This window comes from Pseudogulbenkiania ferrooxidans 2002 (assembly GCF_000174355.1).
GTDB lineage: Bacteria > Pseudomonadota > Gammaproteobacteria > Burkholderiales > Chromobacteriaceae > Pseudogulbenkiania > Pseudogulbenkiania ferrooxidans.
Map to the genome: position 1 here is coordinate 14,189 of NZ_ACIS01000007.1, position 25,029 is coordinate 39,217.

The 25,029-nt window shown below is 69.0% G+C and carries 20 protein-coding genes; 10 read left to right on the top strand and 10 right to left on the bottom strand.

Annotation, left to right across the window (positions count from 1 at the left end; all coding sequences use genetic code 11):
- Positions 1–173 precede the first annotated feature (173 nt).
- The 3 genes from FURADRAFT_RS12800 to FURADRAFT_RS12810 all read left to right on the top strand — a co-directional run bounded on the left by FURADRAFT_RS12800 (position 174) and on the right by FURADRAFT_RS12810 (position 2,267).
- Positions 174–785, top strand: coding sequence for a phosphorylase family protein (locus FURADRAFT_RS12800; protein ID WP_008954584.1), 612 nt, complete (start codon positions 174–176; stop codon positions 783–785).
- Between the two features lie 233 nt (positions 786–1,018).
- Positions 1,019–1,234, top strand: a complete 216-nt coding sequence (locus tag FURADRAFT_RS12805; protein WP_008954585.1) for a YdcH family protein — start codon at positions 1,019–1,021, stop codon at positions 1,232–1,234.
- Positions 1,235–1,481: 247 nt separating this feature from the next.
- Positions 1,482–2,267 carry a substrate-binding periplasmic protein gene (locus FURADRAFT_RS12810; RefSeq protein WP_008954586.1) on the top strand — a complete coding sequence of 262 codons (786 nt, stop codon included), beginning with the start codon at positions 1,482–1,484 and terminating at the stop codon, positions 2,265–2,267.
- 6 nt (positions 2,268–2,273) lie between these two features.
- Here FURADRAFT_RS12810 and pdxR read toward each other — a convergent pair whose 3' ends face one another.
- Positions 2,274–3,779, bottom strand: a complete 1,506-nt coding sequence (gene pdxR / locus FURADRAFT_RS12815; RefSeq protein ID WP_008954587.1) for a MocR-like pyridoxine biosynthesis transcription factor PdxR — start codon at positions 3,777–3,779, stop codon at positions 2,274–2,276.
- Between the two features lie 202 nt (positions 3,780–3,981).
- On the opposite strand from pdxR, the gene gabP reads away from it, so the two are divergent.
- Positions 3,982–5,388, top strand: a complete 1,407-nt coding sequence (gabP, locus tag FURADRAFT_RS12820; RefSeq protein ID WP_008954588.1) for a GABA permease — start codon at positions 3,982–3,984, stop codon at positions 5,386–5,388.
- A 327-nt stretch (positions 5,389–5,715) separates the two neighbouring features.
- On the opposite strand, the gene FURADRAFT_RS12825 is transcribed toward gabP, so the two are convergent.
- From FURADRAFT_RS12825 to FURADRAFT_RS12840, 4 genes are all read right to left on the bottom strand, one after another.
- A complete protein-coding gene (locus tag FURADRAFT_RS12825) occupies positions 5,716–8,127 on the bottom strand; it encodes an EAL domain-containing protein (protein WP_008954589.1) in 2,412 nt (803 codons plus the stop codon).
- 246 nt (positions 8,128–8,373) lie between these two features.
- Complete coding sequence (locus FURADRAFT_RS12830; RefSeq protein ID WP_008954590.1) at positions 8,374–9,702, bottom strand: MFS transporter; 1,329 nt, start codon at positions 9,700–9,702, stop codon at positions 8,374–8,376.
- 522 nt (positions 9,703–10,224) lie between these two features.
- On the bottom strand, positions 10,225–12,081 hold the full coding sequence (locus FURADRAFT_RS12835) for an ABC transporter ATP-binding protein (RefSeq protein WP_008954591.1): 1,857 nt from the start codon (positions 12,079–12,081) through the stop codon (positions 10,225–10,227).
- Between the two features lie 240 nt (positions 12,082–12,321).
- Positions 12,322–12,513, bottom strand: a complete 192-nt coding sequence (locus FURADRAFT_RS12840) for a Lar family restriction alleviation protein (RefSeq protein WP_008954592.1) — start codon at positions 12,511–12,513, stop codon at positions 12,322–12,324.
- Between the two features lie 249 nt (positions 12,514–12,762).
- Here FURADRAFT_RS12840 and FURADRAFT_RS21250 point away from each other — a divergent pair, with 249 nt between their 5' ends.
- The gene (locus tag FURADRAFT_RS21250; protein WP_008954593.1) at positions 12,763–12,885 is read left to right on the top strand and encodes a hypothetical protein; all 123 of its coding nucleotides are present in this window, start codon (positions 12,763–12,765) and stop codon (positions 12,883–12,885) included.
- A gap of 221 nt (positions 12,886–13,106) precedes the next feature.
- Here FURADRAFT_RS21250 and FURADRAFT_RS12845 read toward each other — a convergent pair whose 3' ends face one another.
- Positions 13,107–14,723 carry an NAD(P)/FAD-dependent oxidoreductase gene (locus tag FURADRAFT_RS12845; RefSeq protein ID WP_008954594.1) on the bottom strand — a complete coding sequence of 539 codons (1,617 nt, stop codon included), beginning with the start codon at positions 14,721–14,723 and terminating at the stop codon, positions 13,107–13,109.
- Between the two features lie 409 nt (positions 14,724–15,132).
- Here FURADRAFT_RS12845 and ggt point away from each other — a divergent pair, with 409 nt between their 5' ends.
- Positions 15,133–16,893, top strand: a complete 1,761-nt coding sequence (ggt, locus tag FURADRAFT_RS12850; protein WP_008954595.1) for a gamma-glutamyltransferase — start codon at positions 15,133–15,135, stop codon at positions 16,891–16,893.
- A 191-nt stretch (positions 16,894–17,084) separates the two neighbouring features.
- Here ggt and FURADRAFT_RS12855 read toward each other — a convergent pair whose 3' ends face one another.
- Positions 17,085–17,651, bottom strand: coding sequence for a helix-turn-helix domain-containing protein (locus FURADRAFT_RS12855; protein WP_008954596.1), 567 nt, complete (start codon positions 17,649–17,651; stop codon positions 17,085–17,087).
- 101 nt (positions 17,652–17,752) lie between these two features.
- On the opposite strand from FURADRAFT_RS12855, the gene FURADRAFT_RS12860 reads away from it, so the two are divergent.
- Positions 17,753–18,649, top strand: coding sequence for a DMT family transporter (locus tag FURADRAFT_RS12860; protein ID WP_008954597.1), 897 nt, complete (start codon positions 17,753–17,755; stop codon positions 18,647–18,649).
- 101 nt (positions 18,650–18,750) lie between these two features.
- Entirely contained in the window at positions 18,751–19,287 is a 537-nt protein-coding gene (locus FURADRAFT_RS12865; protein WP_008954598.1) for a glycine zipper 2TM domain-containing protein, read from the top strand.
- Positions 19,288–19,436: 149 nt separating this feature from the next.
- Here FURADRAFT_RS12865 and FURADRAFT_RS12870 read toward each other — a convergent pair whose 3' ends face one another.
- A complete protein-coding gene (locus FURADRAFT_RS12870) occupies positions 19,437–19,943 on the bottom strand; it encodes a M48 metallopeptidase family protein (protein ID WP_008954599.1) in 507 nt (168 codons plus the stop codon).
- Positions 19,944–20,076: 133 nt separating this feature from the next.
- Here FURADRAFT_RS12870 and FURADRAFT_RS12875 point away from each other — a divergent pair, with 133 nt between their 5' ends.
- The gene (locus FURADRAFT_RS12875; protein ID WP_008954600.1) at positions 20,077–21,126 is read left to right on the top strand and encodes a sigma-54-dependent Fis family transcriptional regulator; all 1,050 of its coding nucleotides are present in this window, start codon (positions 20,077–20,079) and stop codon (positions 21,124–21,126) included.
- 108 nt (positions 21,127–21,234) lie between these two features.
- Here FURADRAFT_RS12875 and FURADRAFT_RS12880 read toward each other — a convergent pair whose 3' ends face one another.
- Positions 21,235–22,365, bottom strand: a complete 1,131-nt coding sequence (locus FURADRAFT_RS12880) for a porin (protein WP_008954601.1) — start codon at positions 22,363–22,365, stop codon at positions 21,235–21,237.
- 336 nt (positions 22,366–22,701) lie between these two features.
- Here FURADRAFT_RS12880 and FURADRAFT_RS12885 point away from each other — a divergent pair, with 336 nt between their 5' ends.
- A complete protein-coding gene (locus FURADRAFT_RS12885) occupies positions 22,702–23,958 on the top strand; it encodes an MFS transporter (protein WP_008954602.1) in 1,257 nt (418 codons plus the stop codon).
- An 80-nt stretch (positions 23,959–24,038) separates the two neighbouring features.
- Here the strand turns inward: FURADRAFT_RS12885 and FURADRAFT_RS12890 are convergent, their stop codons facing one another.
- Entirely contained in the window at positions 24,039–25,022 is a 984-nt protein-coding gene (locus FURADRAFT_RS12890) for a serine/threonine protein kinase (protein ID WP_008954603.1), read from the bottom strand.
- Positions 25,023–25,029: the final 7 nt, after the last annotated feature.

Sequence of the window (25,029 nt, forward strand, 5' to 3'; positions counted from 1 at the left end):
GCAGCCGGTGCCGGGGCCCGTCGCCGCAGTGCTCCACCGCGCCTGCGATCCGCGCGTGGCAGATCGTGGACCGGTTCTTCGGTTCACTATAGCCGGTGGATGGGGCCGGCTGCTGCCCCGGCGTATCCGTTTTACAATGCCGACGTCGCTACGCTCAGAACTGCTGGATTGCCATGAACATCACCGTGCTGTTTCCCACCGCCACCGAGGCGAGCCTGTTTTCCCACCCCGGCGTCACCACCGTGGTTTCCGGCGTCGGGCTGACCGCCACCGCCTACGCCACGCTGAAGGCGATCCAGCAGCATAAGCCCGACGTCATCATCCTGGCCGGCGTGGCCGGGGTGTACCCGCACGCCGGCCTGCGGATCGGCGACGTGGTGCTGGTGGCGTCGGAGGTGGAAGGCGATCTGGGCTTCTTCACGCCCGAGGGCTTCACCCACTTGGCGCATCTGCCGCTCGACATGGCGTTCGAGCGCCGCCATACCCTGGCGTGCCCGGCGTTGCCGGCCGGGTTCGCGCAGGCGAAGAGCGTGTCGCTGAACGCGGCGCTGGCGCCCTTTATCGATAGCCGCGAGGTGGAGATCGAGAACATGGAGGGGGCGGCGTTCTTCCACGTCTGCTTGCAGGAAGGGCAGCGTTTCGTCGAGATCCGCGCCATTTCCAACGTGGTGAAGCCGGGGCACGACGACTGGGACCTGGAAGGCTCGGTGCGGGCGCTGACCGACGGCCTGCACCGCCTGATCGACGTGTTGCAGCGGGAGGACGCCGGCACGGCGCCGGCCTGAGCGCGGGGTCCGAACCGGTCGCGCGCGGTGCGGAGGGGGCGGCTCGGTACCCGTTGCTCCGTACCGTGCGGCTGCCTTCGTCGCCCCGCCACGAGCCGGGCGCACCCGATGTCGGCGGGGCGAGGCGCGCAGGCGGTTCTCTGCGTTAAATCAAGAACGGCGGTCAGGGGGGCGTCTACCATGACATGAAACCCCTGCCGCCGCCGCGCGGCCCGCCACCTTTGGAGGATGTCATGTTTCCCGAATTTCGCGACCGTATCAGCCAGCTCAAGACCGAAGACGCCCATTTCGCGCGCCTGTTCGACAAGCACAATGCGCTGGACCAGCAGATCAAGAACATCGAGGCACACCTCGAGGCGGGCAGCGCCGAAGACGTGGAGAACCTGAAGAAGGAAAAGCTCAAGCTCAAGGACGAGCTGTACCAGATCCTGAAAAACGCCGCGGCCTGATCGGGAGCGCGCCGCGCACTGCCGACGCGGTGGCGCGGTTGGGCTACAATGCCCGGCGCTGATCGCCCGGGCGGCAAAAGGTTGGCCGAAGCTTCGCAGGGGGCTTCGGCCAACCTTTTGTCTATGCGGCAGGCGGCGGGGGTTGATCTGGCTCATGGCTCCCCGGCCGCCGCGATGCACAATGCCATGCCATGTAAATGCCATGCTGCCGGCGCCGTCGGCGCGCTCGTCCTTGGGATGTAAGGTCATGAAGGGTATCCACACCAGGCACCGTAGCCGCCGCTGGGCGGCCTTGCTGTGCGCGTTGCTGCCGGCGCTGGCCGCTGCCGTGCCGGACGGCACGCCGTTGCGCGTGGCCATCGGCGAGACCAAGGCGCCGTACGTGATGGCGGAGGAGCGGCGCGGGCTGGAGTACGAGCTGGTGACCGCCGCGCTGCGCGCCGCCGGCTACCAGCCGCAGGTGTCGTTCGCCCCCAACAAGCGCGCCCAGCAGTGGCTCGCCGCCGGGCGGGTGGACGCGGCCATCGCCAACGACGGCGGCTACCTGTCCGATCCCTACATCACCTACCAGAATGCCGCGATCACGCTGTGCCGCCGCCAGCTCCGCCTCGATGCCGTGCCGGAGCTCGGTCGTTACCGGGTGGCGGCGTTTCAGAACGCGCGGCGCTTTCTCGGCCCAGATTATGCGGCGATGGCGGCGGGCAATCCCGACTACGTCGAGCAGTCGCCGCAGATCACCCTCAACCGCCTGCTGTACAGCGGCCGCGCCGACGTCGCGGTGAGCGACATCAACGTCTTCCTGCAGCTCAACGACGAACTCGGCCCCGGCCTCGACACGGCGCCCTCGCTGTGCCCGTTCGCGCTGTTCCCGCCCACGCCGTACCGGCTGGCCTTCCACGATGCCACGGCGCGCGACCGTTTCAACCAGGCGCTGCGCCGGCTCGGCCAGCAGGGCTTCTACGAGGCGCTGGCGAAGCGCTACCGCCTGCCGGCGCCGCAGGGCCGGCCGTGGTTCAAGCCGGCGCTGCGCTGAGTTCCCTCACCCCCCGATTACCCCGGCCAGCGTGGCGAAGTGACGCGCGATGTCGTCCTCGTCGACGTGGGCGTAGCCCAGCAGCAGGCCGGGCTGGTGCGGGCCGTCGCCACGGTAGTAGGCGCTCAGCGGCCGGGTCAGGATGCCGCGCGCGAGCGCCGCGGCGGTGACGGCGCGGTCGTCGCTGCCTTCCGGCAGGCCCAGCACCAGGTGCAGCCCGGCGGCACCGTCGTGGATGGCAAATTCGTCGCCGAAATGCTGGCGGATGGCCGACAGCAGCGCCTCGCGCCGCGCCGCGTAGAGGTGGCGCATGCGGCGGATGTGCGAGACGAAGTGGCCCTCGACGATGAAATCGGCCAGCACCGCCTGGGTCAGGTACTGGCCGCCGCGGAACAGCTCGGACAGGCCGGTCTGGAAGCTTTCCACCAGGGCCTCCGGCACCACCATGTAGCCCAGCCGCAGACCGGGGTAGATCACCTTGGAGAAGGTGGCGAGGTAGATCACCCGGCCGTGGCCGTCCAGCCCCTGCAGCGACGGCAGCGGCGGGCGGCCGTAGCGGAATTCGCTGTCGTAATCATCCTCGACGATCCAGCTGTCGTGGCGGCGCGCGTAGGCCAAGAGGCGACGGCGCCGCGCCAGGCTCATCACCGCGCCCAGCGGGTACTGGTGCGAGGGCGAGGCGTAGATCAGCCTCGGCACCCCGAGCCGGGCGCCTTCGTCCACCTGCAGTCCCTCGCCGTCGACCGGTACCGGCAGCGTGTCGAGCCCGGCGCTGCGCCACACGCTGTGTACCCCCCAGTAACCCGGATTTTCCACCCAGGCGCGGTCGCCGGCGTCGCCCAGCAACAGCCCGATCAGCTGCAGCGCCGAGTGCGAACCGTTGGTGACAATGATCTGCTCCGGCGTGCAGCGCACCCCGCGCGAGCTGTGCAGGTAGTCGGCCAGCGCGCTGCGCAAGGCCGGCAGGCCGGGGCCGACGGCGTAGGTCAGGAGGTCCGGCTGCGGCTTGCGCCACTGGCGGTTGTGCAGCCGCATCCAGGTGCGCGACGGGAAGGTGCGCACCTCCGGCACCCCCGGCATGAAGGCGCCCCATTGCTTCTCACCGGCGCCGGCCTGTTCCACCAGTTCGGCGCCGCGGCGCGAGATCACCACCTCCGGGGTGGCCGGCACCGGCCGCGCCGGGCCGGCCGCGTCGCGGCTGGCGAGCTTGTCCGGGCGCGTGTCGAGCACGAAGGTGCCCTGGCCGACCCCGGCCGCGACGTAGCCCTCGGCCCCCAGCCGTTCGTAGACGTGGATCACGGTGTTGCGGGCGAGGCTGAGCTCGGCGGCGAGCTGGCGCGACGAGGGCAGGCGCAGCCCCGGCGGCAGCGTTTCGTGCAGGATGGCGTCGCGCAGCAGGCGGTAGAGCTGCTGGTTGTTGGGCTCGCTGCTGGCCGGGTCGAAATGCAGCTGCAGCAGGTCGGTGAGCAGCGAGGGCGTGGCGGAGGAAGCGGGGCTGGGACGTGGCGACATGGGCGTGCGGGCCAAAATGGCTCCATCAAAAAAACCGGATTGGGTCTAATTGTATCGCCAATCCGCGCTTACACTCGCACGCTGCATTTCCCCATGCATAAAAAAAACCGATAACACGCCGGCCGCTGCCCCCTTGCCGCAGCCGAGCACAGGCCCCGGCGCATTCTGCACACGGAGGCCGGGTAGTCAGGAGAATCTATTCATGAGTGTTTCATCCCAAGGCCTGAGTCACGGCCTCAAGCAACGTCACGTCACCATGCTGTCGATCGCCGGGGTGATCGGCGCCGGCCTGTTCGTCGGCTCCGGCCACGCTATCGCCGAGGCCGGCCCGGCGGTACTGATCGCCTACGCCATCGCCGGCCTGCTGGTGGTGCTCGTCATGCGCATGCTGGGCGAGATGGCCGTCGCCGCGCCCGATACCGGTTCCTTCTCCACCTACGCCGACCGCGCCATCGGCCACTGGGCCGGCTACATCATCGGCTGGCTGTACTGGTGGTTCTGGGTGCTGGTGATCCCGCTCGAGGCCAACGCCGCCGCCACCATCCTGCACACCTGGTTTGCCGGCGTGCCGATGTGGCTGTTCGCGCTCGGCATCACCGTGCTGCTGACCATCACCAACCTGTTCAGCGTCAAGAACTACGGCGAGTTCGAGTTCTGGTTCGCGCTGGTCAAGGTGGTGGCGATCGTCGCCTTCCTCGCCATCACCGGCGCCGCCATCATGGGCTTCATCCCGGGCAGCCAGGTGAGCGGGGTATCACAGCTGGTCGCCCACGGCGGCTTCATGCCCAACGGCTTCGGCGCCGTGCTGGGCGCGATGCTGACCACCATGTTCACCTTCCTCGGCACCGAGATCGTCACCATCGCCGCCGCCGAATCGGACAACCCGCAGCAGCAGATCACCAAGGCCACCAACTCGGTGGTGTGGCGTATCAGCCTGTTCTACCTGGGCTCGATCTTCGTGGTGACCGCGCTGGTGGCGTGGAACGACCCGCTCCTGGCCTCGTCCGGCTCCTACCAGCGCACGCTGGAGTTGATCGGCATCCCCAACGCCAAGGCCATCGTCGACGTGGTGGTGCTGATCTCGGTGGCGAGCTGCCTCAACTCGGCGCTCTACACCGCCTCGCGCATGCTGTACTCGCTGTCCTCCCGTGGCGATGCGCTGAAGATGTTCGGCGAAACCGCCGCCAACGGCACGCCGCAGAAGGCGGTGCTGGGCTCGATGGTGGTGGGCTTCCTCACCGTGATCGCCAACTACCTGATGCCGAAGGCGGTGTTCGACATCCTGCTGGCCACCTCCGGCACCATCGCCTTGCTGGTGTACCTGGTGATCGCCATCTCGCAGCTGCGCATGCGCCAGCGCATGATCGCCAAGGGCGAGACCCCGGCGTTCAAGATGTGGCTGTTCCCGTGGCTGACCTGGGCGGTGATCGTATTCATCTGCGCCGTGGTGGCGATGATGGCGATCCGTCCGGAGCACCAGATCGAGGTGATCGGCACCGGCGTGCTGGCGCTGGCGCTGCTGGTGGTGGGCTGGGCCCGCTCGCGCCTGTTCGGCACGCCGTGGAGCAAGAGCCGTCCGGCCGTGGCCGCCGCGGCCGCCCGCTCGTAACTGCGTCATTGACCCAGCGCGACGGCGTGACCGTCGCGCGGCAACACAAAGCCCATCGTGCCTCGCGGCCGATGGGCTTTGTCGTTGGTGTCGGGGGGACTTCGGCCAACATGTGGGGGAGGGACCCGTAACCTGATCGACCCGCCCCCTGGCCGCGCTTGGTCGAGCCGCTACGACCAAGCCCCACCGTGTTCAGCTAAAGCAACGGCAGCATCCTCTTCGGCCAACCCTTCATGTACCAGATCATGCGCAAACGCCTGTCGGCGCGGCAGACCGGGGCCGTTCCACTGAACGGCGGCTAAGTCCTACCCACCTAGCAGGGCTGGGTCAGGATGCGGTCGTGGCGTGGCCCCGCCATGCCGCGGGCGGGCGCCACTGGCTGACCCAGACCGGGAAGTCCGCCGCCGGCATCGGCCGGGCGATGGCGTAGCCCTGGCCGAAGCGCACCCCGAGCGCCAGCAGGTCCTGGCCGATGGCCTCGGTTTCCACGCCCTCGGCGATCACGGTGCGGCCGGAGAGCTGGGAGAAGGTGCTGACGCTCTTGATGATGGCGATGTTTTCCGGCTGCTCGCGCATCGAGCGCACGAAGCGCTGGTCGATCTTGATCACGTCGGGCTGGATGCGCTGCAGGTGCAGCAGCGAGGAGGCGCCGGTGCCGAAGTCGTCGAGCGCCAGCGACACGCCGATGTCCTTGCACGCCTGCAGGCAGTCGATGATGTACTGCAGGCTGTCCTGGCTGACCGATTCCAGCACCTCCAGCTGCAGCGCCTGGTGCGGCAGGGCGGCCTCGGCGAGCAGCGCGCGCAGTTCGCCGAAGAACGCCGGCCGGCGCAGCGAGATGGCGGAGACGTTGACCGAAATCTGCAGCGGCAGGCCGTGGCGGTGCCAGTGCCCGGCCTGGGCGATGGCATGGCGGATCGCCCAGCTGTCGATCTGCCCCAGCAGTTCGGTGCCTTCCAGCGCCGGCAGGAAGCGGCCGGGGGCGCGCACCTCGCCGTCGACCAGCCAGCGGATCAGCGCCTCGGCACCGATCACCGCGCCGCTTTGCAGGTCGACCTTGGGCTGGTAGTAGAGCGCCAGCTCGTCGCCGTCGAGCGCGGCTCGGATGGCGTGGCGCGTGGTCTGCTGCTGCTTGAGCTGGCGTTCCAGCTCGTCGTCGAACAGGCAGTACTGGTCGCGTCCGAGCGACTTGGCGCGGTACAGCGCGATGTCGGCCTGGCGCAGCAGGGTATCGGCGCTGACGCCGGCGCTGCCGGTCACCATGCCGATGCTGGTGCTGACGCTGACCTCGCCGTCCGGCAGCGGCACCGGGCGCCGCACGGCGCTGATGATCTGCTCCACCGCGTTGCGCGCGGTGTGCGGGTCGGGCAGCTGTTCCAGCAGCACCACGAACTCGTCGCCGCCCATGCGCGCCACCACGTCGGCGGGGCGGCACAGCGCGCGCAGGCGCTCGGCGATGCGGCACAGCAGGGTGTCGCCGGCGCTGTGGCCGAACAGGTCGTTGATGTCCTTGAAGCCGTCCAGGTCGAGCATCAGCACCGTCAGCCGGTCGGCGGCGTCCGCCTGCAGCGCCTGCTCCAGGCGGTGGAACAGGCGGGTGCGGTTGGGCAGGCCGGTGAGCGGGTCGTGGGTGGCCTGGTGCAGCAGCCGGGCCTCGGCCTGGCGCTGCCGTTCCAGGTCGTCGAGGTGGCCCAGCGCGAGGTCGATCTTGTCGGCGATGGCCTTGGCCAGGCGCTGTTCTTCCGCGCCGAAAAAGCCGGGCGCGGCGGCGTACAGGTTGAGCACGCCGATCACCGCGCCGTCGCGCCACAACGGCGTCGCCACGCTGCTGCGGAAGCCCTGGCGCAGCGCGTGCTGGCTCCAGGCGTGATAGCTCGGGGCGTTGAGCGAGTCCTCGAGCAGTTGCAGCTGCCCGCTGCGTACCGCGCGGCCGGAGGGGCCCTGGCCTTCCGGCCGCGCCGGGTCGGTGGACACCGTGATGCCGACCAGGTAGCGCGCGGCGTCGGCGCCGGCCCAGGCGAACGGGTCGATGCGCTGCGACGCCGGATCGATGAAGCCGACCCAGGCCATGTGGATGCCGCCGTGCTCGACCACGGTTTCGCACACCTCGCGCAGCAGGGTCTGCGCCGCCAGCTCGCGCGAGCCGAGGTGGCGCACGTTGCGCGCGGCGATGTGGCTGACCTGGCTCAGGGTGATGTAGAGGCGGTTGAGGCGCGCCAGCCGCTGCGCCTCGCCCTGGCTCACCGCTTCCGCCCCGGCGTGGTAGCCGCTCAGTTGCAGCAGCAGGTCGTAGAACACCAGTTTGCGCAGCGCCGCGGTCAGGCCGGCGCGGTCGTCCGCCGCCAGGGCGAGGCCGCCCACGCGCTGCTCCAGGTGGTCGAGATACACCCGGTGCGCGCTGCTTAGCCAGGCGGTGGAGAGTCCGTACTCATGCTGTTGCCGTCCCAGCGCCAGCCCGGCGTCGAGCGACTCCCCGGCCCAGGGGCGCGTCAGCAGGGCGGCGAAGTGGCTTACCTTGTGCTCGACCAGCTGGCGCAGCGCGGCGTCGGCCGCGTCGCCGAAGCGCTCGCCGGTCTCCGGCTGGCGCTGCAGGAAGTCGTGCAGCGCGGCGCCGAGGAGGGCGGTGTCGGCCAGCGCCGGGTGCTGCTCGAGGTCGTACCGTGCCAGCTCGGCCGGATCGAGATCGACCCGTTGCGCCAGCAGCGCGGCAAGGTCGGGAAGAGGGGCAGCGGATGACATGCGGTTTCGGCCTTGCCAAAAGGGTGTGTGAGGAGGCGTAGAGGTGTTTTTAACACATTTGACGCGGCGGCATCATGACGTCGCTGAGGATCGGCGCCGCGCTGTGGCGGGCGTGCCGGGTCGGCGGGGAGGGGGCAGGGCGGGAAGTGGGGGCGGGAAAAAGCCGACGGGCCGGCGTCGGCCGGCCCGTCGCGGGCGGCAGGCGGGTCGACGCGACCGCCCTGCCGCCACCGGGGAAGGCCGCGCTTACGCGGCGGCGTCTTCCACCTGGCGCGGCGCCATGAAGTAGAGCCAGGCCAGCGCGATGAAGTAGACCACCGGGATCATGGTGAACAGCACGGCGTAGTTGTTGTGGGTGACGGTCAGCACGTAGCCCACCAGCTGGGTCATGAACATGCCGCCGATGGCGCTGATCATGCCGCCGAAGCCGAACACCGAACTCACCACGTGCTTGGGCGAGGTGTCCATCACCACGCTCCAGATATTGGCGGTCCAGGCCTGGTGCGCACCGACCGCCAGCGAGATGAACAGCACCGCCATCCACAGGCTGCTGGCGCCGGCGGCGAACACGATCGACGAGATGCACAGCGCGAAGGCCAGCATCGACACCAGGCGCGAGCGTACCGGCGCCATGCCGCGCGAGATCAGGTAGGAGGACACGGCGCCGCCGAACACGCTGCCGAAGTCGGCCATCAGGTAGATCACCATCAAGGGCAGGCCCATCTGGGTCACGCTGATGCCGAGGTGGTACTGCTGGTTGAGGAACGGCGGCAGCCAGTACAGGTAGAACCAGAACACCGGCGAGGTGATGGCGTAGGCCACGGTGAAGGCCCAGGTGCCGCGCATCTTCAGGATGCGCGAGTAGGGCACCTTGGCCGGCGCCGGCTCGACGCCCTGCTGCACGTAGGCCAGTTCCTGCTGGCTGACGCGCGGATGCTCTTCCGGGTTGTAGTAGTTGCGCAGCCAGAACACGAGCCACACGAAGCCCAGTGCGCCGATGGTGAAGAACGCCGCCTGCCAGCCCCAGACCTGCAGGATGAACGGCAGCATCAGCGGGGTCAGCATGGCGCCGACGTTGGTGCCGGCGTTGAAGATGCCGGTGGCCATGGCGCGCTCGCCGGCCGGGAACCACAGCCGCGTGGTCTTGACGCAGGACGGGTAGTTGGCGGCTTCGGCCAGCCCGAGGAAGAAGCGGCACACCATGAAGCCGGCGGCGCTGGCGGCAAAGCCGTGCGCGGCGGCGGCGATGCTCCACAGCACCACGGCGATGGCGAAGGCGCGTTTGACGCCGACCTTGTCGATGAAGCGGCCCTGCGCGGCGAAGCCGGCGGCGTAGCCGACCTGGAACCAGAAGTTGATGTTGGCGTAGTCCTGCGCGGTCCAGGCCATGGCCTTGGCCAGCACCGGCTGCATCACGCCCAGCGCGGCGCGGTCGATGTAGTTGATGGTGGTGGCGAAGAAGACCAGCGCCAGCATGCCCCAGCGCATCTTGCCGATGGCGAAGGCGCTGCGGATCTTGTCGCCGACGCTGCCGGAGGGGGCGGCCGCCGTCAGGGGGGTGGGGGTAGTCGACATCCTGTTGTTCTCCATTCGTTTATGGCGACGGCGTCTGAATCTCGTCGTCGCTGTTTTATCGCGTTGTTACAAAGTGTTGTTTTTATTGGGCGTGAAGCGGTGCGCTGGCCTGGCGTCCCGGTGCCGCGGTGCGCGCGGCCGAGGGTCTGGTCAGGGACGGCGTGCGGGGCGGTGATGTCGCGGCGCGACCGTCGGGTCTTGCTCTGCCCCCGGTGGAGGGCGGCGCGTCGTCCTGCGGGTGTGGGGACGGGTGGCGCTCAAAATGTAGCAACAGGGCTAGGGGACGACAATTCCGATTATCGAAAATATGTTCGTTAATCGGTCGTTGCGGAAGGGGACGCCGTTACAGCGGCATTCAGGGGGTGGTTCTGTTGGTTTGTTGCCATGCAGCACGTGTGTCGGTATGGCCGGTGCCCGCTGTGAGGCCCGGCGGCCGAGCCGGCGCGCCTGGTGGAAAAACCCGGCGTCGGCCCGGCTTCGGCCAACCCAGGCCTCAGGCTGGCACGGTGGTGCCGGGCATGGCTAGCCCGCCGCCACGGTCTCGTCGTCCTCGGTCTCCTCGCCGAGGAAGCCGCCGCTCTGGTGCGCCCACAGCCGCGCGTACAGCCCACCCTGCGCCAACAGCGCGGCGTGCGTGCCTTCCTCGACGATCTGGCCGCGGTCGAGCACGACCAGCCGGTCCATCGCGGCGATGGTGGAGAGGCGGTGCGCGATCGCCACCACGGTCTTGCCCTGCATCAGGCGGTACAGGCTGCCCTGGATCGCCGCTTCCACTTCCGAATCGAGCGCGCTGGTGGCTTCGTCCAGCAGCAGGATCGGGGCGTCCTTCAGCATCACGCGGGCGATGGCGATGCGCTGGCGCTGGCCGCCGGAGAGCTTGACGCCACGCTCGCCGACGTGGGCCTCGTAGCCGTGGCGGCCCTTGGGGTCGGTCAGGGTCTGGATGAACTCGTGCGCCTCGGCGCGGCGCGCGGCGGCGACCATCTGCTCGTCGCTGGCGTCGGGGCGGCCGTACAGCAGGTTGTCGCGCACCGACCGGTGCAGCAGCGAGGTGTCCTGCGTCACCATGCCGACCTGGGCGCGCAGGCTGTCCTGCGTGACGTGGGCGATGTCCTGGCCGTCGATCAGGATGCGCCCGCCCTCCACGTCGTAGAAGCGCAAGAGCAGGTTGACGATGGTGGACTTGCCGGCGCCGCTGCGCCCCACCAGGCCGATCTTCTCGCCCGGCCGCACCGTCAGCGTGAGCTGGTCGATCACCTTGCGTTCGCCGCCGTAGCCGAAGTCGACCGCCTCGAAGCGGACCTCGCCGCGCGTCACCGCGAGCGGCTTGGCGTCCGGGCGGTCGGTGACGGCGATGCTGCGCGACAGCGTGGCGATGCCGTCCTGCACCGTGCCGATGTGCTCGAACAGGCTCGACATCTCCCACATGATCCAGTGCGAGATGCCGTTGAGGCGCAGCGCCATCGCGGTGGCGGCGGCCACCGCGCCGACCCCGACCTGGCCCTGGCTCCACAGCCACAGCGTGGCGCCGGCGGTGCTGGCGATGAGCACCATGCTGAGGGCGTGGTTGGTGACCTCGAAACCGCTCACCAGCCGCATCTGGCGGTAGGCGGTGAGCATGAACTCCTGCATCGCGCTCCTGGCGAAGCCGGCCTCGCGCTGGCCGTACGAGAACAGCTTGACGGTGGCGATGTTGGTGTAGGCGTCGGTGATGCGCCCGGTCATCAGGCTGCGCGCGTCGGCCTGGGCGCTGGCGGCACGCCCCAGGCGCGGCACGAAGAAGGCGAGCGTGGCGACGTAGAGCGCCAGCCAGCCGAGGAAGGGCAGCATCAGCACCAGGTCGAAACGGCCCACCACCGCCACCATGGTGACGAAGTAGATCACCACGAACACCAGGATGTCGGTGACGATGACCACCGTCTCGCGCACCGCCAGCGCGGTCTGCATCACCTTGGCCGAGACCCGGCCGGCGAATTCGTCCTGGTAGAAGCTCATGCTCTGGCCGAGCAGGTGGCGGTGGAAGTTCCAGCGCAGCAGCATCGGGAAATTGCCGGCCAGGCCCTGGTACTTGCACAGCGACTGCAACGCGATCAGCAGCGGGCTCGCCAGCAGGATGCCGGCCAACAGCAGCAGGTTGTGCTGCTGCGTCTGCCATAGCTGCGCCGGCGGCACCTTGCTCAGCCAGTCCACCACCGACCCCAGCATCGAGAACAGCAGCGCCTCGAAGGCGCCGATCAGCGCGGTGAGCGAGGTCATCGCCGCGATCAAGGGCCGCAGGCCGCGGGTGCAGGACCAGACGAAGGGGAAGAAGCCCTGGGGGGGCTGGGCCGGTGGCGTATCGGGGTAGGGGTGCAGCCGTTTTTCGAACCAGGCGAACATGGGGGAGTGTCCTAAGTCCTGTGTAGTCAGGAACAACTCAGAACCTGTTCAGGATCTGTCGCGAGCGGCCCTCAGCGGAGCGAAGAGCCGCACAGAAACCGGAATGTACTGGAGTACATGAGGATTTCTGAGCGCTGAGCGAATCACTGCGTGCAAATCTTCGATTTGCTCAGTGATAGATTCGCACGCAGTGCGCATGAGCCCCGATCAGGGACGCGCAGCAGGATCATGAACAGGGTATCAGCGCGTGCTGTTCCAGTTATGTATCGCTTCTTTCTTGTTGTCGGCCTGGGCGCCGATGGCGTTGCAGTTGCCGTTGCCGGCGTAGCGCGTGCATTGCACCCAGTAGCGGCGCGAGCCGCTCTTGATCAGCTCGGCGCGCGAACCGCACTTGTTGCAGGGTTTGAGGGTTTCGGGGACGGTCTGGTTCATGGCGGTCTCGTGATGGTGCGATGGGGCGGCGCGGCCGCCCGATAATGGCCGATGATACCGCAAAGCCGGCCGTGGCACGGCGGGCGCTGGCCGGGGCGGCCGCGCAAGATAATGCCACCCGCCGCGCGCGAACGGCCTATCATCTGTTTATGCGGCGCCACCGTCGGCGCCGCTGCAGGGAGATACCTGCAACCGCCTTACCGTGGTGCCGGGGCATGGCACGATGCCGGCACCGCCAGGAGATATCCGATGGCTAAGGGTCAAGTGCGCAGCAACAAGGAAGTCAAGAAGCCGAAGCAGGCCAAGCAGAAGGTGGTGGAGCCGGGCTCGATCATTCCGCCGGGCAGGGGCCGCGAACCGGCCAAGAAGTAAGAACCAGTTCATGATCTTACTGCGCGATCCCTGATCGGGGCTCATGCGCTGCGCGAAATCCTCATGTACTGGAGTACATGAGGATTTCTGTGCGGCTCTTCGCCCCGCTGAGGGCCGCTCGCAACAGATCCTGAACCGGTTCCAAGCCGCCGGTCAAAACAAAACCCCGTCATGCTGACGGGGTTTTTTGTCGCGGCTCACGGCGCCTGGTGGCGGCGGGCTCAGGCCAGTTTCAGGATGCTGTGCGCCACCGCCTCGGCCACCTTGATGCCGTCGACCCCGGCCGACAGGATGCCGCCGGCGTAGCCGGCGCCTTCGCCGGCGGGGAACAGGCCGCGCACGTTCAGGCTCTGGCAGTCCTCGCCGCGGGTGATGCGCAGCGGCGACGAGGTGCGGGTTTCCACGCCGGTCAGCACCGCGTCGTTCATGGCGAAGCCGCGGATCTTCTTGTCGAAGGCCGGGATCGCCTCGCGCATGGCGGCGATGGCGTAGTCGGGCAGCGCGCTGGACAAGTCGCCCAGCTTGACGCCCGGCTGGTAGGACGGCGTGACCGAGCCGAGACGGCTGGACGGCCGGCCGGCGAGGAAGTCGCCCACCAGCTGGCCCGGCGCCTCGTAGGTGCCGCCGCCCAGCACGAAGGCGCGCGATTCCAGCTCGCGCTGCAGCACGATGCCGGCCAGCGGGCCGCTGCCGGGGAAGTCGGCCGGGGTGATGCCGACCACGATGCCGGCGTTGGCGTTGCGCTCGGCGCGCGAGTACTGGCTCATGCCGTTGGTGACGACGCGGTAGGGTTCCGACGTGGCCGCCACCACCTGGCCGCCCGGGCACATGCAGAAGCTGTACACCGAACGGCCGTTGCTGGCGTGGTGCACCAGCTTGTAGTCGGCCGCACCCAGAAGGGGGTGGCCGGCGTACTTGCCGAGGCGCGCCTTGTCGATCAGCGTTTGCGGGTGCTCGATGCGGAAGCCCACCGAGAACGGCTTGGCCTCCATGAACACCTCGCGCGCGTGCAGCATCTCGAAGGTGTCGCGCGCGCTATGGCCGAGCGCGATGACCACGTGGTCGGACAGGATCTGTTCGCCGTTGGCCAGCACCAGGCCGCGCATCTGCTTGCCGGTGGGGCCGTCTTCGATCAGCACGTCGGTCACCTTGTGCTCGAAACGGATCTCGCCGCCCAGCGCCTCGATGTTGGCGCGCATCTTTTCCACCATGCTGACCAGGCGGAAGGTGCCGATGTGCGGCTTGTTGACGTAGATGATTTCCTCGGGCGCGCCGGCCTTGACGAACTCTTCCAGCACCTTGCGGCCCAGGTAGCGCGGGTCCTTGATCTGGCTGTACAGCTTGCCGTCGGAGAAGGTGCCGGCGCCGCCTTCGCCGAACTGCACGTTGGATTCCGGGTTGAGCACGTTCTTGCGCCACAGCCCCCAGGTGTCCTTGGTGCGCTCGCGCACTTTCTTGCCGCGTTCCAGGACGATCGGCCGGAAGCCCATCTGTGCCAGGATCAGCCCGGCAAACAGGCCGCACGGGCCGAAGCCCACCACCACCGGTCGGCTGGCCAGGGTGCTGGGCGCCTGGCCGACGAAGTGGTAGCTCATGTCCGGGGTCGGCACGACGTGGATGTCTTTGGCGAATTTCTTCAGCAAGGCGGCCTCGTCGGCGACCTCGACGTCGACGATGTAAATCAGCTGCATCGTCGATTTGCGCGCGTCGTAGCTGCGCTTGAACACGGTGAAGCTGCCCACCTCGGCGTCGGGCACGCCCAGGTAAGCCACGATGGCTTGGCGCAGCGCCGCTTCCGGGTGGTCGAGCGGCAGTTTGATTTCAGACAATCGCAACATGGGTAATCCAGATCCTTGGCTTCGGCGCGCGGCAGAAGCCTTTACCAATCAACAAGGTGGCTATTGTATAGAGAGCCGGGCCCGGCGAGGTAGCTTATTCACCGTGCAGCGGGACGGCGCGTTCGGTTTTCCGTGCACCATGCCTCGTCAAGTGACGGTTTTCCGAACGCGCGCCGGTTTCATTAAAAATCTTACGTCATAGAATGAAGAGGTTAGCACCGCCGATGGTGATGTCATGGCGGGCATGAATCATGCAGCGTCGGCGGGGTTGAAATACCAGCAGGCCGCAGAGCCTGCCGCTTCACCGGGCACGTCCGCGCCGCCGCTAGCAGCGCTACGACGCGCCCGCCACCCCAGACCGGGGCGCACCGACGCCCTGGCCGATGCCGTCAACAAAGGAGAGTCATTCATGCTGTCTTCCCGTATCCGTCGTCCCTTCGCGCTCGGCGCCATGGCCCTGGGCCTGGCGCTGGCCTTTGCCCCGGTCGCCTCGCAGGCCGAAGCCCCGGTTGCCGCCCCGGTGGTCAAGTACGACTACGATCAGGACATCTTCCACCCCGTCTACGCCAGGCATGGCATGGTCGCCGCCGAGCAGGAGCTGGCCAGCCGCATCGGCCTGGACGTGTTGAAGCGCGGCGGCAACGCCGTCGACGCCGCGGTGGCGGTGGGCTTCGCGCTGGCGGTGGTGCTGCCCAACGCCGGCAACCTCGGCGGCGGCGGCTTCATGGTGCTGCACGACGCCAAGAGCGGCCAGGACGTGGCGCTCGACTTCCGCGAGATCGCCCCGGCCAAGGCCAGCCGCGACATGTACCTGGACGAGAAGGGCAACGTCGCCGAGGGCCGCTCGACCTACACCCACCTCGCCGTCGGCGTGCCGGGCACGGTGGCCGGCATGGAGCACGCGCTCAAGCGCTGGGGCACGATGAAGCTGGCGGACCTGATCGCGCCGTCGATCAAGTTGGCCGAAGGCGGCATCGTGGTCAGCCCGACCATGGCCAAGATGCTGGAAGTGGAGAAGGACAACCTCGGCAAGTGGGACAGCACGCGCGCCATCTTCTTCAAGAACGGCCGTCCACTGCAGCTGGGCGACAAGCTGGTGCAGAAGGACCTGGCCAAGTCGCTCAGGCTGATCGCCAAGCACAGCAGCAAGGTCTTTTATAACGGCGAGATCGGCGACAAGATCGTGGCCGAGATGGCGCAGCACGGCGGCCTGATCGGCAAGGACGACCTCAGGAACTACAAGGTGGAAGAGCGCGCGCCGGTGCGCGGCGAGTACCGTGGCTACCAGGTGGTGTCGATGCCGCCGCCGAGCTCGGGCGGCACCCACATCATCCAGATCCTCAACATGCTGGAGCACTACCCGCTGGCGCAGTACGGCGTGAACAGCGCGCAGACCATCCACCATATGGCGGAGGCCATGAAACTGGCTTATGCCGACCGCGCCGAGTACCTGGGCGACCCGGGCTTCGTCAAGGTGCCGGTGAAGGGGCTGACCTCGAAGAAGTATGCCGACGAGCTGGCGCAGAAGATCGATCCGGTCAAGGTGCTGCCGGCCTCCGCCATCAAGCCGGGCAAGCCGCAGCCGTATGAAAGCGACCAGACCACGCACTACTCGATCGTCGACGCCAAGGGCAACGCGGTGGCGGTGACCTACACGCTGAACCTGAACTTCGGCAGCGGCATCGTCGCCCGTGGCACCGGCATCCTGCTCAACGACGAGATGGACGATTTCTCCGCCAAGCCGGGCGTGCCCAACGCCTACGGCCTGATCGGCGGCGACGCCAACGCCATCCAGCCGGGCAAACGTCCGCTGTCGTCGATGTCGCCGACGCTGGTGCTGAAGAACGGCAAGCCGTGGCTGGTGACCGGCAGCCCGGGCGGCGCACGCATCATCACCACCACGCTGCAGACCATCGTCAACGCCATCGACTTCGGCATGAACCCGGCCGAGGCGGCGTCGACGCCGCGCGTGCACCACCAGTGGCTGCCGGACGTGCTGCGCGTCGAGAAGGGCCTGAGCCCGGACACCATGGCGATCCTGCAGAAGCAGGGCTACAAGGTGTCGGTGCAGCCGACCATGGGCCGCACCCAGACCATCCAGCTGCGTGACGACGGCCTGTACGGCTACTCCGACCCGCGCAACCCGGACGGCGCCACGCTCGGCTACTGAGCCGGGACCTGTTGGCGGCCAGCCGCGTTCCTGCGGGACGCGGCTTTCCGGCGGCTGACAAGGTGCCCTGTTCCGACGCTGCCGGACCCGGCACAGCCGGGCCGCTCCGGGTCAGTGACGGAATCCGCCGTCTTGCCGTTTGCACGCCAAGCCGCGCTCCCTCGGGACGCGGCTTTTTGCATGCCCGCGCCTCAGCGCGCCAGCAGCACGTTCTTGGTGAAGCGCACCGGCACGGCGCCGGGGTTGAGGTAGGCGTAGCGCTCGTCGGAGGCGAAGACCAGCGAGTCGCCGGGGCCGAGGCGCTGGCGCGTGCCGGCGCGTTCCAGCTCCAGCTCGCCGGCGATGACGTACAGCATCTCGTGGCTGCCGGCGGGGTCGGCTTCGGCGTCGTAGCGTTCGCCGGCGGCGAGCTGCCAGAGCCATAGCTCGACGGTGCGGCCGGCACTGCCCAGGCTTTGCAGCAGGCTGGCATGGCTGTCGGGGTGCCGGCCCTGCCACACCGTCACCGGGGCCGCCGGCTGGCGCGGGTTGGCCGCAGGCGGGCGCACCAGTTCGGCGAACGACAGGCCGAGCGCGGCGGCGAGGCGGTCGAGCGTGGCCAGGCTGACGTTGCTGTCGCCGGCCTCGATGTTGACCAGCATGCGGCGGCTGACGCCGGCGGCGGTGGCCAGCTTGTCCTGGCTCCAGCCCAGCGCTTGGCGCGCCTGGCGCAGGTTGGCCGAAACATCGAGCAGCACTTGCGGGGGAGTGTCGGGCATGGTGTGAGCACTATATTGCACATTGAGTGATATGTGCAGTATAGTGCACTGAGCCGTTTCGCCGCAATCGAACCTCGCTTTCCTTCCCGTGGAGTTCCGTCATGACCTCATCCAGCGCCACCTTGCCCTTGCCTTCCGGGGCGCGTCCCTCGCGCCTGCCGGACCTGGTCTTGCTGCTGATCACGGTGGTCTGGGGCGGCACCTTCCTCGCGGTGCAGACCGCGCTGCAATGGGCCGGGCCGTTCGGCTTCGTCGCGCTGCGCTTCGGCGTGGCCGGGGCGCTGGCCTTGCTGCTGTCGTGGCGCCAGCTACGCGGCCTGACCCGTGCCGAACTGCGCGCCGGGGTGCTGATGGGGGCGGTGCTGTGCGGCAGTTACGGTTTGCAGACCATGGGGCTCGGCCTGATCGCCAGCAGCAAGTCGGCCTTCCTCACCGCGCTCTACGTGCCGCTGGTGCCGCTGATCATGCTGCTGCTGTTCCGCCGTCCGCCGCCGCTGGCGGCCTGGCTCGGCATCGCCGTGGCGTTCGGCGGGCTGGTGCTGCTGTCCGACCCGCGCGGCCTGGAGTGGTCGTTCGGCCTCGGCGAGGCGCTGACCCTGGCCGGGGCGGCGATGATCGCGCTGGAAATCTGCCTGCTCGGCCGCTACGCCGGAGGCTGCGAGCCGCGCCGCATGGCCGTGGTGCAACTGCTGACGGTGGCGCTGCTGGCGACGCTGTTGATGCTGGCGACCGGCGAGGCCGCGCCGCAGCCGACGCCGGGGCTGATCGGCTGCGTGCTCGGGCTGGGGCTGGCCACCACGCTGATCCAGGTGGCGATGAACTGGGCGCAGCAGACGGTGCCGGCCACGCGCGCCACGCTGATCTACGCCATGGAACCGGTGTGGGGCGGGCTGGTGGGCTGGCTCGCCGGCGAGCCGCTCACCGTGCCGGCGCTGTGCGGCGCGGCGCTGATCGTGGCCAGCGTGCTGGTGGCCGAGCTGGGCAAGCGGCGGGCTTAACATCCGTTAACAACTATTTACAAGGCATACATATCGCCTCCTTATACTGGCCGTCACCGCCGCCTCTGAAGGCGGATTGCCGACTCTGGAGAATCCCGATAATGAAAAGAATGCTGATCGCCACGCTGCTCGTCGCCGCCGGCAGCGCCCAAGCGATGACCTTTACCGACTACGCCACGGTGCTGAAGAGCGAGCCGCGTTACCAGACCGTCAAGGACGATAACTGCGAGCAGGTCAACGAACCGGTCGCGGCGCCGGCCCCGAGCGGCGGCCTGGAGGGCATGGTGACGGCGGAGAACGGCGGGGCGCTCTTGGGCGGCCTGGTCGGCGGGGTGCTGGGCCACCAGGTCGGCGGCGGCAAGGGCAAGACCGCGGCCACCATCGTCGGCGCCATCGGCGGCGCCATGGCCGGGCAGCAGATCGCGCGCAACACTCAGGGCGCGCGTCCGACCACGGCGTCGCGCACCGTGTGCCACCCGTCGCAGCGCGAGGAACTGACCGGTTACGAGGTGACCTACGAATACCACGGCCAGCGCAACACCGTGACGCTGCCCAGCGATCCGGGCCGGCGCCTGAAGATGACGGTCAACGCCCAGCCGGCGGCCAGTGCGCCGGCGGCGAACACCACCAACTACTGAGTCGTCAGAACCTGTTCATGCGCTTAGGGCGGCAGCGGCCGAGTACGACCGGCCCCGTGCCGCTCGTCAAAGAATCGTGAGCCGGTTCTGACCAGGGTTGGCCGAAGGCCCGGGTCTTCGGCCAACCTTTTCCCCGTCGCGCCGCGCGCTCAGCCGGGTTGCATCAGGTTCAGCTCGCGCGCGGTGAGCCACAGCCGCAGGTCGAATTCCAGCTGGTGGTAGTCCGGCTCCATATGGCAGCACAACTGGTAGAACGCCTTGTTGTGCTCCTTCTCCTTCAGGTGCGAAAGCTCGTGCACCGCGATCATCTTCAGGAACTGCGGCGGCGCCTCGCGGAACAGCGTGGCGATGCGGATCTCGTTCTTGCTCTTCAACTTGCCGCCCTGCACCCGCGCCACGAAGGTATTGGTGCCGAGGGTGCCGTGCACCGGGTGCTGGCGGTTGTCGTACAGCACCTTGGCCAGCGGCGTGGCGTTCTTCAGGTAGCGCTGGCGCAGCTCGGCCAGGTACTGGTACAGCGCGCGGTCGGTCTGCACCGCGTGGCGCTCCGGGTAGCGCTCGGCCAGCCAGGTGCCCAGGCGCCGGTCGGCGACCAGCGCACGCACGCGCTCGAGCAGCGCCGGCGGGTAGCCGGCGAGGTAGGGGAAATCGGACATGCGTCATTGTAGCGCGGCGCCGCCCATACCCGACCAAAGATGAATGGTGAGGCGGCGCGCTCCCTTGTACAAAGCAGGAGAGACCGGGCGTCTTTCGCGGAAGACGGCGAGCCCGGCGACAGGGAGAGACTGCATGGCTTATCTGCAACATCACGCGCCGGTCGCGGCGCCGCCCGCGGCGGAGACCGGACGTTCGGCCTTCGGCGGCGGCCGGCCGCGCACGCTGGACGACTTCCTCGCCGGCGATCCTGGGCTCGCGGCGGTGGCGCGCCGCGCGCTGCGCCTGGTCGGCAAGGACATTCCGCTGCTGATCGAAGGCGAGACCGGCACCGGCAAGGAGCTGTTCGCGCGCGCCTTCCACCGCAGCGGGTCGCGCTTCGACCGGCCCTTCGTGGCGGTCAACTGCGCCGCGATCCCGGAAGGGCTGATCGAATCGGAGCTGTTCGGCTACGAGGAGGGCGCCTTCAGCGGCGCGCGCCGGCGCGGCCACGTCGGCAAGCTGCTGCAGGCCAACGGCGGAACGCTGTTTCTCGACGAGATCGGCGACATGCCGCTCGCCTTGCAGGCGCGCCTGCTGCGCGTGCTGCAGGAACGCGAGGTGACGCCGCTCGGCTCCAGTCGTGTCCTGCCGGTCGACTTCTCGCTGCTGTGCGCCACCCACCGCGCCCTGCCCGAGGCGGTGGCGGCGGGCCGCTTCCGCGCCGACCTCTACTACCGCATCAACGGCGTGCGTCTGGCGCTGCCGCCGCTGCGCGAGCGCAGCGACCTGGTGCCGCTGGTGGCGCAGCTGCTGGCGGACGAGTGCGGGGGGCGGCCGGTGGCGGTGGCGCCGGCGGTGTGGCAGGCGTTCGCCCGCTACCCCTGGCCCGGCAACCTGCGCCAGCTGCACGGCGTGCTGCGCACCCTGTGCGCGCTGCTGGAACCGGGCGAGACCCTGCTGCCGAGCCACCTGCCGGAGGAGTTGCTGGAGGCCGTGCCGGCGGCCGGGGTCGAAGAGGCCGAGGCGCCGTCCGCCGCGCCGCCCCGTGCCAGCGCCCCCCACGGCGAGCGCCTGGCCGAGGTCGAGCTGCAGCTGATGCGCCGCGTGCTGGCCGACTGCAACGGCAACGTCAGCGCCGCGGCGCGCCGCCTCGGGGTCAGCCGCAACACCCTGTACCGCCGCCTCAAGCCGGCGCCGCGCTGACGGCGCGCTTCGCCCCCCCAACACGGCACAAGCCCGACGCTCCGGAGAGGAACGTCGGGCTTGCGGCGTTGGCGCCCCGCCCGCCGCGCGGCGGGCGGGTCATCCGCCTCAGAAGAACAGGATGGCGCCGAGCGACACGCTGTCGGTGTCGATGTCGGTGACCTTGTTGCGGCGGCGGTTCAGCTCGCCCACCAGGGTCAGGTTCGGCGTCAGGCTGTAGTAGGCGCCGAGCGTGGTGCCGGCGACGCGGTTGATGTAGCCGCTGCCTTCTTCGCTGGTGGCCTTGGTGCGGCTCTCGCCGTAGCTCACGCCCAGCTTCAGGTCGTCGATCTTGTAGGTGGCCTGCGCCAGGTAGCCGTTGGAGCGGCGGTTGTTGCCGTCGGCGTCGGTGCCGCCGGAGAACAGGATGGTGTCGCCGATGCCCTTGCCGCTGAAGCCCTGCGCCATCAGCCCGACGTTGCCGATGTCGGCCTTGGCGCCCAGTTCGAAGCCGGTGGCGTTGTTGTCGCGGATGCGGGTGAACTGCTGGTTGACGAAGCCGAGCCAGGCCTTGCCCGAGGCCGCGTTGCTCTTGAAGCCGTACTCGGCCAGCCCCTGGTAGCCGGGATGGCTGCCGGTGGTGCCGGTGCTGTCCACGTCCTTGTTGTCGAACACGCCGAGGCTGGCGTGGAAGCCGTTGTAGTCCGGCGTGGTGTAGGTGATCTGCGGCTGGAACTCGGCGTAGATGTAGCCGGCGCCGATGCCGCCCAGCGTGGTGTTGATGTTGCGTGCCGTGCCGGCGCCGCCGCCGACGCCGATCAGCGTCATGTCGTTGAGGATGGCATTGGACTGGAACAGGCCGATGTCGCGGCCGAACTTGAAGGTACCGATCTTGTCGTTGCCGAAGCTCAGATAGTTGGTACGCGCGTCCGCGGTGGACTTGCCGACGCCGGCGGTGGCGGATTGCAGGGCCGGCGAGTCGGAGTCGAGGCCCGGCCACATGCCGATCACGCCCTTGATGTCGAGGCCCTTCTGCTTGGTGGCGGCGGTGATGTTGAAGTAACCCGGCAACAGGCCGTTCTCGATCTGGCTGCTGCGTTCGGCGTTGTCGGTCTTGCTGGTGGTGTAGAAGGCGTTGACCGAGCCGCTGATGTCGAGCGTCCAGCCCTTGTCGTTGTAGACCTCCAGGGCCATGGCCTGGCCGGCGAACAGGGCGGCGACGAGGCTGGCGAGCAGGGTGGTTTGAGTTCTGGTTTTCATGGTTTCTCCATTCCGGTGGCAAACGAGGCGACTGCCGGGCGCCAGGTGCAAGCGCCATTCCCACGCCGGGAAAAACCGTCTACGACTTTGGTATGTGATGCGCTATCTCGTTGAAACCAATGGGGTTTGTGGCGCTCCGACGGCGCCGGGGGCGTTCCTGGCCCGGCCGCGCCGGGCCAGGCGGGGCGCGGCCGCTGTGGCGAAGTGCAACACTGTGTCAGCCTGGTACAGTGCTTTGCGCCGGCCGTTGCGCCAGTCTGCAACGCCGTCCCGGGCTGGCGCTCGGGGCGGGGCAAGGGTACGCTGTGGCCTCCCCCGTCATTTCCTTGCCCACCCATGAACCCTGCCTCGCCGGCCGTGCCGGTTTCGTTGCGTCGTTTCCGTCCGTTCTGGCTGTACTGGCTGACCCGCGTCTGCCTCACCAGCGGTTTCCAGATCCTCACCGTGGCCATCGGCTGGCAGGTGTACTCGCTCACCGGCAGCGCGCTCGACCTCGGCCTGGTGGGCTTGCTGCAGTTCCTGCCGCGGGTGCTGTTGGTGCTGGTGGTGGGCTCGGTGGTGGACCGCTTCGACCGCCAGCGCATCGTCACGGTGAGCCTGCTGGTGCAGGCCGCGGTGGCGGCGCTGCTGGGCCTGGGCAGCGCGCACGCCGGTTTTGCGGTGAGCCGCGAGCTGATCTTCGCGCTGTCGGTGCTGATCGGCACCTGCCGCTCCTTCGACATGCCGGCGATGCAGGCGCTGCTGCCCAACGTGGTGCCGCCCGCGCTGCTGCCGCCGGCGGTGGCGGCGGCCGCTTCGGCCAACGAGGCGGCCACCATTCTGGCGCCGGCGCTGGGCGGCTTCCTCTACGCGCTGGGCGCCGAGTTCACCTACGGCCTCGACCTGACGCTCTACCTCGGCGGCGCGCTGCTGCTGTCGCGGCTGGCGGTGCGTCCGTCGGAGCCCTCGCAGCAGCGCATGACGCTCGATTCGCTGCTGGTGGGGGTGCGCTTCATCAAGAGCCGGCCCGACATCCTCGGCGCCATCTCGCTCGACCTGTTCGCGGTGCTGCTGGGCGGGGCCACCGCGCTGCTGCCGATCTACGCGCGCGACATCCTGCACACCGGGCCGTGGGGGCTGGGGCTGCTGCGCTCGGCGCCAGCGGTGGGCGCGCTGCTGATGTCGGCCTACCTGATGCGCTTCCCGATCGCACAGCGGGTGGGGCGGGTGATGTTCGCGGCGGTGGCGGTGTTCGGGCTCGCCACCATCGCCTTCGGCCTGTCGACCTCGTTCGGGCTGTCGCTGGCGGCGCTGGCGGTATTGGGGGCGTCGGACATGATCAGCGTGGTGATCCGCACCACCTTCGTGCAGCTGGAGACCCCGGACGAGATGCGCGGCCGGGTCAGCGCGGTCAATTCGCTGTTCATCGGCGCCTCCAACCAGCTGGGCGAGTTCGAGTCCGGCGCCACCGCGGCGCTGTTGGGCACGGTGCCGGCGGTGGTGGCGGGCGGGGTGGGGACGCTGTTGGTGGCGGCGCTGTGGATGCGGCTGTTTCCGACGCTGGCGCAGCGTCACCGCCTGGTGCAGGGGCCCGCCGCCGACACCGCCGGCTGAGGCCCCGTCTTGCTTCGCGCCGCGTGGCGGGCGTGACAGGGGAAAGGCGGGCCGCGCCGCGGCGGCTCAGTGTGGTGCGCTCACACCGGCCACAGCGGCGCTTCGTCCATCAGCGCGATCTGCTCGCGCAGCGCCAGGATCTGGTCCTGCCAGTAGCGCGGGTTGTCGAACCAGGGGAAAGCCGCCGGAAACGCCGGGTCGTGCCAGCGTCGCGCCAGCCAGGCGCTGTAGTGGATCAGCCGCAGCGTGCGCAGCGCCTCGACCAGGTACAGCTCGCGCGTGTCGAACTCGCAAAAATCCTCGTACCCCGCCAGCAGGTCGGCCAGCTGGGCGCTCTGCTCGCTGCGCTCCCCCGACAGCAGCATCCACAGATCCTGCACCGCCGGCCCCATGCGGCAGTCGTCGAAATCGACGAAGTGCGGCCCGGCCTCGGTCCACAGCACGTTGCCGGCGTGGCAATCGCCATGCAGGCGGCGCAGCGTGATGGCGCCGGCGCGGTCGTAGCCGCGCGCCACGCCGTCCAGCGCCTGGCGCGCCACACCCAGGTACACCGCGCGCAACTCGTCCGGGATGAACGGGCAGTCGGCCAGGAAGGCCAGCGGCTCTTCGCCGAAGCTCGCCGCGTCCAGCGTCGGCCGCAGCGCGAACGGCGTCACCGCGCCGACGGCGTGGATGCGGCCGAGAAAGCGCCCCAGCCATTGCAGCGTGTCCGGGCGGTCGAGCTCCGGGGCGCGTCCGCCGCGGCGCGGGAACAGCGCGAAGCGGAAGCCGGCGTGCTGATGCAGTGTGCGGCCGGCGATGCCGAGCGCGCCGACCACCGGAATCTCGTGGCCGGCCAGTTCCGCCACGAAGGCGTGCTCTTCCAGGATCTGCGCATCGCTCCAGCGCTCGGGGCGGTAGAACTTGGCCACCAGCGGCGGCGCGTCGTCCAGGCCGACCTGGTAGACGCGGTTTTCGTAGCTGTTGAGCGCCAGGAGCTGGCCGTTCACCGGCAGGCCGAGGCCTTCCAGCGCGTTCAGCAGGCAGTCCGGGGTGAGCCCGGCAAAGGGAGGTGATGTGGTCATGGCTGCA

Excerpts from the sequence above, each read along its gene's own strand:
- FURADRAFT_RS12800 (WP_008954584.1), top strand. The coding sequence starts at position 174 with ATGAACATCACCGTGCTGTTTCCCACCGCCACCGAGGCGAGCCTGTTT.
- FURADRAFT_RS12805 (WP_008954585.1), top strand. The coding sequence starts at position 1,019 with ATGTTTCCCGAATTTCGCGACCGTATCAGCCAGCTCAAGACCGAAGAC.
- FURADRAFT_RS12810 (WP_008954586.1), top strand. The coding sequence starts at position 1,482 with ATGAAGGGTATCCACACCAGGCACCGTAGCCGCCGCTGGGCGGCCTTG.
- pdxR (WP_008954587.1), bottom strand. The coding sequence starts at position 3,779 with ATGTCGCCACGTCCCAGCCCCGCTTCCTCCGCCACGCCCTCGCTGCTC.
- gabP (WP_008954588.1), top strand. The coding sequence starts at position 3,982 with ATGAGTGTTTCATCCCAAGGCCTGAGTCACGGCCTCAAGCAACGTCAC.
- FURADRAFT_RS12825 (WP_008954589.1), bottom strand. The coding sequence starts at position 8,127 with ATGTCATCCGCTGCCCCTCTTCCCGACCTTGCCGCGCTGCTGGCGCAA.
- FURADRAFT_RS12830 (WP_008954590.1), bottom strand. The coding sequence starts at position 9,702 with ATGTCGACTACCCCCACCCCCCTGACGGCGGCCGCCCCCTCCGGCAGC.
- FURADRAFT_RS12835 (WP_008954591.1), bottom strand. The coding sequence starts at position 12,081 with ATGTTCGCCTGGTTCGAAAAACGGCTGCACCCCTACCCCGATACGCCA.
- FURADRAFT_RS12840 (WP_008954592.1), bottom strand. The coding sequence starts at position 12,513 with ATGAACCAGACCGTCCCCGAAACCCTCAAACCCTGCAACAAGTGCGGT.
- FURADRAFT_RS21250 (WP_008954593.1), top strand. The coding sequence starts at position 12,763 with ATGGCTAAGGGTCAAGTGCGCAGCAACAAGGAAGTCAAGAAGCCGAAG.
- FURADRAFT_RS12845 (WP_008954594.1), bottom strand. The coding sequence starts at position 14,723 with ATGTTGCGATTGTCTGAAATCAAACTGCCGCTCGACCACCCGGAAGCG.
- ggt (WP_008954595.1), top strand. The coding sequence starts at position 15,133 with ATGCTGTCTTCCCGTATCCGTCGTCCCTTCGCGCTCGGCGCCATGGCC.
- FURADRAFT_RS12855 (WP_008954596.1), bottom strand. The coding sequence starts at position 17,651 with ATGCCCGACACTCCCCCGCAAGTGCTGCTCGATGTTTCGGCCAACCTG.
- FURADRAFT_RS12860 (WP_008954597.1), top strand. The coding sequence starts at position 17,753 with ATGACCTCATCCAGCGCCACCTTGCCCTTGCCTTCCGGGGCGCGTCCC.
- FURADRAFT_RS12865 (WP_008954598.1), top strand. The coding sequence starts at position 18,751 with ATGAAAAGAATGCTGATCGCCACGCTGCTCGTCGCCGCCGGCAGCGCC.
- FURADRAFT_RS12870 (WP_008954599.1), bottom strand. The coding sequence starts at position 19,943 with ATGTCCGATTTCCCCTACCTCGCCGGCTACCCGCCGGCGCTGCTCGAG.
- FURADRAFT_RS12875 (WP_008954600.1), top strand. The coding sequence starts at position 20,077 with ATGGCTTATCTGCAACATCACGCGCCGGTCGCGGCGCCGCCCGCGGCG.
- FURADRAFT_RS12880 (WP_008954601.1), bottom strand. The coding sequence starts at position 22,365 with ATGAAAACCAGAACTCAAACCACCCTGCTCGCCAGCCTCGTCGCCGCC.
- FURADRAFT_RS12885 (WP_008954602.1), top strand. The coding sequence starts at position 22,702 with ATGAACCCTGCCTCGCCGGCCGTGCCGGTTTCGTTGCGTCGTTTCCGT.
- FURADRAFT_RS12890 (WP_008954603.1), bottom strand. The coding sequence starts at position 25,022 with ATGACCACATCACCTCCCTTTGCCGGGCTCACCCCGGACTGCCTGCTG.